The sequence below is a fragment of the Devosia insulae DS-56 genome (genome assembly GCF_000970465.2).
GTDB classification, from domain to species: Bacteria; Pseudomonadota; Alphaproteobacteria; order Rhizobiales; family Devosiaceae; genus Devosia_A; species Devosia_A insulae.
Map to the genome: position 1 here is coordinate 1 of NZ_LAJE02000255.1, position 7,220 is coordinate 7,220.

Consider the following 7,220-nt stretch of genomic DNA (forward strand, 5'->3'; position numbering starts at 1 on the left):
CCCCTGTCCCCTCCCCCTGAAGTAGGGGGAGGGAGACGTCGACCTCGATACCCGTGAGAGGGTCTCCCTCCCCATGTTTAGGGGGAGGGGTGGGGGTCAGCCCGCACCGGCGGCCGCGTGTTTGCCTATTCCACCACAGCCGCCATCGGCTTCACACCCGTCAGCGCGATATAGGCATCCGCCAGCGTCTCGGTCCCCGCCGCCGCGATGATCTCGGCCGGCGTGCCCACCCGGATGATTTTGCCGGCAACGATCAGGGCGATGCGGTCGGCGTGTTCGACTTCTTCGACCAGGTGGGTGGCCCAGAGGATCGAGGTCTGGTGCGTATCGCGGAGGCCACGGATGTGCTGGCCGAGCAGTTTACGCGTAGTGGGGTCGAGGCCGACCGAGGGCTCGTCCATCAGCAGCAGCGCGGGCATGTTGAGGGTGGCGCGGACGATCTCGATGCGGCGCTGGTTGCCGCCGGAGAGGGTGCGGACCGGTTTGTCGATCAGTTCGGTGACGGCGAAGAACGCTGCAGCGGTGTCGATCCGCTGGTTGAGCAGCTTGCCGGACAGGCCGAACAGGTTGCCATGGAATTTGAGGTTGGCGCGCACGCTCATATCGAGATCGAGCGAGCGCGACTGGAACACCACGCCGAGCTGCTTCAGGATCTCGGAGGCGTTGTCCTTGTAGCCCATGCCGAACAGCCTGACCTCGCCCCCATCGGGGGAGAACAGGCCGGAGCAGATCTGGAACAGGGTGGATTTGCCGGCGCCGTTGGGGCCGAGCAGGCCGACGATTTCGCCGGGCGCGATGTCGAGCGAGACACCCTTCAGCGCCTCGTTGCTGCCGTAGGATTTTCTGACATCGGTCAGGGCGAGGACGGGCTCGGTCACGCGGTGGTCTCCCTCATGCCGATCGAGGCAGCGATCTGGTTGGCGATGGCCTCGCGCTGCTCGCGGCTGCGTTGGCCGCGCGGGATGTCGAAGCGGTAGTCGGCGGCGATGCGGGCGGGGCGGCCAGCGAGCACGATGGCGCGGTCGGCCAGCATCGCCGCATCCTCGGGCAGGTGGGTGACCAGCAGCACGGTGGGGCGGCTCGCTTCGACCAGTGCGGACAGCACCTCCTCCATCTCGCGCACCAGGGTGCGGTCGAGCGACACGAAGGGTTCGTCGAGCAGCAAGAGGCGCGGATTGACCGAAAAGGCGCGGGCCAGCGCCACGCGGCGCTGCATGCCGCCCGACAGCTCATGCGGGAAGTAGTGCTCGAACCCCGACAGGCCGACCCGGCCGAGCATCTCGAGGGCCGCGGCCTCGGTGGTCTCCGGGCGAACGGCGCGAATGTTGTCGAGCGCGGTGAGCCAGGGGAGGAGGCGTGCATCCTGGAACACGAAGCCGGCGGGCTGGGCAGAAGCGGCCGGAACTCCGTCGACCAGCACGGTTCCGGAGAACAGCGTGTCGATGCCGCCGACCATGCGCAGCAGCGTCGATTTGCCGACGCCGGAGGGACCGACCAGAGCCACGACCGACGAGGACTCGACGACCAGGTCGAGGCGCTCGAGCAGCGGCTCGGGCAGGAAATCGAAGCGCTTGCCCTCGACGGCGATATCGAGACGAGGGCCGGTCATCGCGGCTGCCGCCATTTCAGCACCCGGCGCTCGAGCGGCCGGAGGATCAGGTACTCGAAGACGAAGACCACCAGGATGAAGGCGGTGGTGTAGGCGAAGATGCCCTTGATGTCGAAGAACTGGAAGAACACCGAAATGCGGAAGCCGACGCCGCCATCCGAGCCCAGCACCTCGAAGACGAGGACGATCTTCCAGATCAGGCTCAGCCCGGTACGCGCCGCGGCGAGGACGAACGGCATCAGCTGCGGCACGGCGATCAGCCGCAGCTGGCGCAGGAACGGCATGCGGAAAGCGCGGCCGAGATCGTCATAGGCGGGATCGAAGCTGCGCACCCCCTCACGGATGGTGGCGATGACCAGCGGCAGCTTGTTGAGCACCACGGCGAGGATCAGCGCGAATTCGGTGAGGCCGAGCCAGATGTAGAGCACGATGGCGATGACGATCGCCGGGACGTTGAGGCCGACCACCACCCAGGCGGAGAACAGCCGGTCGGCGACGCGTGAGCGGCCGAGCCCGATGCCGATAGCGGTGCCGAGCGCCATGGCGATGACGAAGGCGATGCTGGCGCGGGTGAGGGTCTTGCCCAGATCGGGCAAGAGCTTCCCCGTCGTCGCCAGCGTCCAGACATGGGCGCCGACATCGATGGGGGTAGGGAACAGGCGCGACGGGAACAGCATGGCGAGGACCTGCCATACGGCCAGCAACAGCAGCAGGCTGACGAGCTCGAGGGGAATACCTCGTCTCGCCGCGCGCTGCTGCCGGCTGTCGGTGGTTACGGCTGCGGTCCTGCCGTCGCGCAGTTCAACGGCTATTTGCGATAGCCTTTCCAGAAGGTGCCATCGGCCAGTTCGGTCGAATCCCCGACGACGTCCGGGCCGCCGAACTTGGCCATGACGGCGAAGGACTCTTCTGCCGGCTGCATGCTCGAGGCAGCGTATTTGGTGACGATGCCGGCGCGGTAGTCGTCGCGCAGCTGGGCGAACAGCGCGTCATCATCGCCGACATTCATCACCTCGCGGATTTTGTCCCACAGCGCATCGTCGGTGAGGAGCGCATGCTTGGTCTCGAAGCTGGCATCGAGGAAGCCCTTGATGGCGGCTTTCTTTTCGCGGCCGGTTTCGTCGAAAAAGGCCCAGCCGAGCAGCGGCGGGGTTTCGGAGACGCCCAGATCGGCGAGCATCGTGGCAACCGAGATCAGTTCGGTCTTTCCCGCCAGCTTGGCGCGCGAGTTCCAGTTCCAGAGGTTGAGTGCAGCCTGGGCCTGGCCGCCGGTGATCAGCTCGTTGACCAGCGGGGGCGCCCCGAACTTGGCTTCGGCCTCCTCGGTGAGGTTGCCGCCGGTCAGCTTGTTGTAGAAGGCGGCGAGGATGACATAGCTCTTGTCGACCGGGCTGCCGGAGACGGCGAGGGTCTTGCCCTTGAGGTCCGCGACGCTGGCGATGCCGGCGGCCGGATCGACGACGAGGCCGCCAACGGTCAGCGAGTGCGGTACCATGGTGACCATGTTACCCTGGTGGCGCTGGATCGAGACCCAGACGAAATCCGAGAGGATGACGTCGACTTGTTTGGCCTGCAGCGCGATCTGCCCGGCCTTCGAATCGGCGACATCGCGGATGTCGAGTTTCAGGTGATGCTTCTTGTCGAGCTCGAGCGCCTGCATGGCGGCGAGCTCCCATTTCACCGTGCCGGTAGCCTGCACGCCGAGCGACAGTTTTTCCGGCTCGCCATGCTGGGCGAAGGCGCCGGAGACGACGCCGAGCACCAGGGTCAAACCCAGCAGAACGGCCTGAAGAATTTTGCGCATAGTTCCTCCCGCGGAACGCGTCGAGATCAGTAGTGAGTGCAGCGCTAGCACCCGGGATCATTGGGCTTGGCTATATCATGTATTGCGGCTGGCGGGTTGCTGGGGCGGGGCGGGAAAGCAGATTGTAAATAGCGATAACACTGATCGAAACTGCCTATGGGGGCCACCAAAATGAAGTCATTCCTCGTCGCCGCGACTGCTGCTCTGCTGCTCACCGGAGCGGCGCAGGCGGAAGGCAATCTTGCCGCCAACGGCACCGACCTGACGCTCGAGATCAACACGGTGGACCTGAAGTTTTCGCAGGAGGTATGGGAGCTCGAGACCGGCAAATACTACCAGCTCGATATCACCTCGGACGGCAACGAAGAGATTTCGGTGGTGGCGCCCGAGCTGTTCCGCAATGCGTGGATCAACCAGATCGTCGTCAATGACCTCGAGGTGAAGAGCTACGGGCTTTACTCGGTGGAGTTCGACGATGCCGGTACCTTCAACATCTCGTTCGTGCCGATCCGTCCGGGCGAGTATGAAATCTACGTGCCGGGCTACGAGAACCGCGGGCTCAAGGGGAAGTTCATCGTCAAATGAGGTTCACCCGACGCACATTCGTCGCGACGGCGGCGGCACTGCTCGCCTCGAGTGCGGTGCCGCGGGCCGCCGTCGCCAAGGGCACGGGGATGATTTTCGTCTCCACCGAAAAGGGCAACGAAGTGGTGGTGCTCGACCAGTCGCTGGCGGTGGTGAAACGCATCGCCACCTCGCGGCGGCCGCGCGACATGCACTTCAATGCGGCCAAGGAGCTGCTCTACGTCGCCTGTGGCGACGATGACGCGATCGATGTGATCGACGTGGCGAGCCTCGAAGTGGTGGACTCGATCCCCACCGGTCCGTCGCCGGAAGTGTTCGCGTTCTCGCCGGACGAAAAGGTGATCTACGTTTCCAACGAAGAGGACTCGCGGCTCGAGGCGATCGACATGGAGACGCGCGTCTCCATCCAGGACATCCCGACCGGCGCCGAGCCGGAAGGCGTGCTGGTGATGCCGGACGGCAAGACCGCTTATGTGACCTCGGAAGTCGCCGACATGGTGCACGTGGTCGACACCACCACCGGGGCGGTGACCAAGAACATCCTCGTCGGCACCCGGCCGCGCCGCTTCATCCTGACGCCGGATGGGACGGAGCTCTGGGTCAGCTGCGAGCTGTCATCGGAGATCTACATCATCGATACGGCGACCAACGAGATCAAGGGCGACAGCCTGATCTTCGTGCCACCAGGCTTCCGCGAGGAAGACGTGACGCCGGTGGGGATGGCGGTGACCCGGGATGGTTCGAAGATCCTGCTCAGCCTGGGGCGCGCCAACCATATCGTCATCATCGACGGCAAGACGCACGACGTGCTGCAATATGTACTGGTGGGCAGGCGCGCCTGGTCGGTGGATCTCAGTAGCGACGAGTCCCGAGCCTATGTGGCGAACGGGCTGTCGGACGACATCACGGTCATCGACATGGCTTCGATGAAGCCGATCAAGTCGGTACCGGTGGGACGCGTCCCGCATTCGGTGGTGATCGATGACTGATGTTGGCTTGCAGGCCGCACCGTTCCCTTCTCCCCTCAGGGGAGAAGGTGGCGCGCAGCGCCGGATGAGGGGTGAAGCGGTGCAACGTACGCTCGTTGAGAAGCTGAACCCCTCACCCAAGCTACGGTACGTCGCTTCGCTTCTACCTTCGCTACCCTCTCCCCTCAGGGGCGAGGGGTCGCTGTGGCGTCGTCCGCGCAAATTCCTCGGACTCCTCCCCCTGGCGGCGTCGCTGCTCCTGAGCGGCGCCGCATTTTCTGCCGAAGTGAAAATCGGCTATCTGGGGCTGCAGGACGACCCGCGCTATCATCCCGACCTCGTCTATACCCGCATCGAAATCGCGCCCGGCGGCAACCCGATCGATGGGGCGACGATGGGCGTTGCGGAGATGAAGGTGGTGTCGGACGCGGTGGACCAGCAGGTGGTGCTGGATCACCAGGAGGCGACCGACGCGGCCTCGCTGGTGGCCAAGCTCGACGAAATGGTGAAGGCTGGCGAACAGTTCGTCATCCTCGACCTGCCGGCCGAGCTGGTGGACCAGGTGGCGGGGCAAACCCGCGAGTGGCCGGTGACGCTGCTCAATGCCACGGCGCCGGAGGATTACCTGCGCCAGCGCTGCTACCCGAACCTCCTCCACACTGCCGCGTCGGACCGCATGCTGTCCGACGCCATGGTGCAGCTCTTGCGCACCCGCAACTGGACCAAGGTGCTGATGCTGGTGGGGGCCGAGCCGCGCGACAAGGCGATGGCGGCGGCGTTCCGCGCTTCGGCCGAGCGGCAGCGCTTCAACATCGTCGACGAGCGCGAGTTCACCCTCGCCACCGACCCGGCCAACCGCGAGAAGAACAACTCGCTGCTGATCACCGGCAATGCCGATTACGACGTGGTGTTCGTCGCCGACCACCAGGGCGAGTTCTCGCGCTACTTGCCCTACGACACGCAGCTGCCGCGGCTGGTGGTGGGCTCGACTGGACTGGTCGCGTCGGAGTGGCAGTGGAGCTGGGATCGGGATGGCTCGACCCAGGTCACCTCACGCTTCGAGACGCTGACTGACGGACGACGGATGACCGGGCAGGACTGGTCGAGCTGGATCGCCGCCAAGGCCATCGTCACCGCTTACGCCAAGGCGCGCAGCGGCGAATACCAGAAGACCGCCGACTATATCCGCGGCAACCGGCTGAAGATCGATGGGGCCAAGGGGGTGCAGCTCAACTTCCGGCCATGGGACGGGCAGATGCGGTTTCCGATCGTGCTCGCGACGCATAACGCCGTCATCGCCGAGGCGCCGCTCGAAGGGTTTTTGCACCAGACCAATGTGCTCGATACGCTGGGCACCGACGAGCCGGAGCACAAGTGTCAGTAAGCGTACAACACCTGTGGCTTGGGGTCTACGCCATCACCTGGCGGGAGATCGCCAAGTTCCTGCGCCAGACCGAAAGGCTGCTGTCGGCGCTGGTGCGGCCGGCTTTGTGGCTCATCGTCTTCGCCACCGGCCTGCATGACCTGCTCGGCGTTTCGATCGTGCCGCCGTACCAGACCTATACGCCCTACCAGGAATATATCCTGCCCGGGCTGGTGGGCATCGTCATCCTGTTCCAGTGCATGCAGTCGGCGCTGTCGATGGTCTATGACCGCGAGGCCGGGGTGATGCGGGTGATGCTGGTGACGCCGCTGCCGCGCGGCTTCCTGCTGTTCGCCAAGATCACCGGCGCCACCATCCTGGCGCTGCTGCAGGCCTATGCCTTCCTGATCGTCGCGCGGCTCGTCGGCTATGGGGTGCCGGATTTCGGCTACCTCACCGCTATTCCGGCGATCATCCTCGCCGGGCTGATGCTGGGTTCGATCGGGCTCCTGGTATCGGTCTACACGCCGCAGATCGAGAACTTTGCCGGGATGATGAACTTCGTGGTGTTCCCGATGTTCTTCCTGAGCTCAGCGCTCTACCCGCTGTGGAAGCTGCGCGAATCCGGCGCCGAGATCGTCTACTGGCTGAGCGTCGTGAACCCCTTCACCCACGCGGTGGAGCTGATCCGCTTCGCCATGTACGGGCAGCTCAATCTCACCTCGCTCGGCGTAGTCGCTGGGTGCGCCGCGGCGGCGTTTGTGCTGGCGGCGCGCGGCTACGATCCGCAGGCCGGGGCGATCCGCAAGGTGAAGCGGGATTAGGCCACGTGCTTGTGGCACGCGGCTGACACTGTCTCTTATACACATCTGACGCTGCCGACGAGCGCTC

At 65.0% G+C, this 7,220-nt stretch carries 7 protein-coding genes and 1 pseudogene; 4 read left to right on the forward strand and 4 right to left on the reverse strand.

Annotated elements, in window-relative coordinates; all coding sequences use genetic code 11:
• Positions 1-125: 125 nt before the first annotated feature.
• From VW23_RS18075 to VW23_RS18090, 4 genes and pseudogenes are all read right to left on the reverse strand, one after another.
• Positions 126-878, reverse strand: a complete 753-nt coding sequence (locus tag VW23_RS18075) for an ATP-binding cassette domain-containing protein (protein ID WP_069910943.1) — start codon at positions 876-878, stop codon at positions 126-128.
• A 278-nt stretch (positions 879-1,156) separates the two neighbouring features.
• A pseudogene (locus tag VW23_RS29820) lies at positions 1,157-1,624 on the reverse strand (ATP-binding cassette domain-containing protein); the annotation flags it as partial.
• Positions 1,606-2,313, reverse strand: a complete 708-nt coding sequence (locus VW23_RS18085; protein WP_201788069.1) for an ABC transporter permease — start codon at positions 2,311-2,313, stop codon at positions 1,606-1,608. The gene VW23_RS18085 and the pseudogene VW23_RS29820, both read right to left, overlap by 19 nt.
• A 104-nt stretch (positions 2,314-2,417) precedes the next feature.
• Entirely contained in the window at positions 2,418-3,413 is a 996-nt protein-coding gene (locus tag VW23_RS18090) for an ABC transporter substrate-binding protein (protein ID WP_069910946.1), read from the reverse strand.
• Between the two features lie 171 nt (positions 3,414-3,584).
• Here VW23_RS18090 and VW23_RS18095 point away from each other — a divergent pair, with 171 nt between their 5' ends.
• The 4 genes from VW23_RS18095 to VW23_RS18110 all read left to right on the forward strand — a co-directional run bounded on the left by VW23_RS18095 (position 3,585) and on the right by VW23_RS18110 (position 7,153).
• Complete coding sequence (locus VW23_RS18095; RefSeq protein WP_084646286.1) at positions 3,585-3,998, forward strand: cupredoxin domain-containing protein; 414 nt, start codon at positions 3,585-3,587, stop codon at positions 3,996-3,998.
• Positions 3,995-4,987, forward strand: a complete 993-nt coding sequence (locus tag VW23_RS18100; protein WP_069910948.1) for a PQQ-dependent catabolism-associated beta-propeller protein — start codon at positions 3,995-3,997, stop codon at positions 4,985-4,987. Before VW23_RS18095 ends, VW23_RS18100 begins: the two co-directional genes overlap by 4 nt.
• A gap of 265 nt (positions 4,988-5,252) precedes the next feature.
• Positions 5,253-6,350 (forward strand): type 1 periplasmic-binding domain-containing protein, encoded by a 1,098-nt coding sequence (locus tag VW23_RS18105; protein ID WP_084646284.1) that lies wholly within the window; start codon positions 5,253-5,255, stop codon positions 6,348-6,350.
• Positions 6,341-7,153 carry an ABC transporter permease gene (locus tag VW23_RS18110; protein ID WP_069910949.1) on the forward strand — a complete coding sequence of 271 codons (813 nt, stop codon included), beginning with the start codon at positions 6,341-6,343 and terminating at the stop codon, positions 7,151-7,153. Before VW23_RS18105 ends, VW23_RS18110 begins: the two co-directional genes overlap by 10 nt.
• Positions 7,154-7,220: the final 67 nt, after the last annotated feature.

Excerpts from the sequence above, each read along its gene's own strand:
- VW23_RS18100 (WP_069910948.1), top strand. The coding sequence starts at position 3,995 with ATGAGGTTCACCCGACGCACATTCGTCGCGACGGCGGCGGCACTGCTC.
- VW23_RS18095 (WP_084646286.1), top strand. The coding sequence starts at position 3,585 with ATGAAGTCATTCCTCGTCGCCGCGACTGCTGCTCTGCTGCTCACCGGA.
- VW23_RS18090 (WP_069910946.1), bottom strand. The coding sequence starts at position 3,413 with ATGCGCAAAATTCTTCAGGCCGTTCTGCTGGGTTTGACCCTGGTGCTC.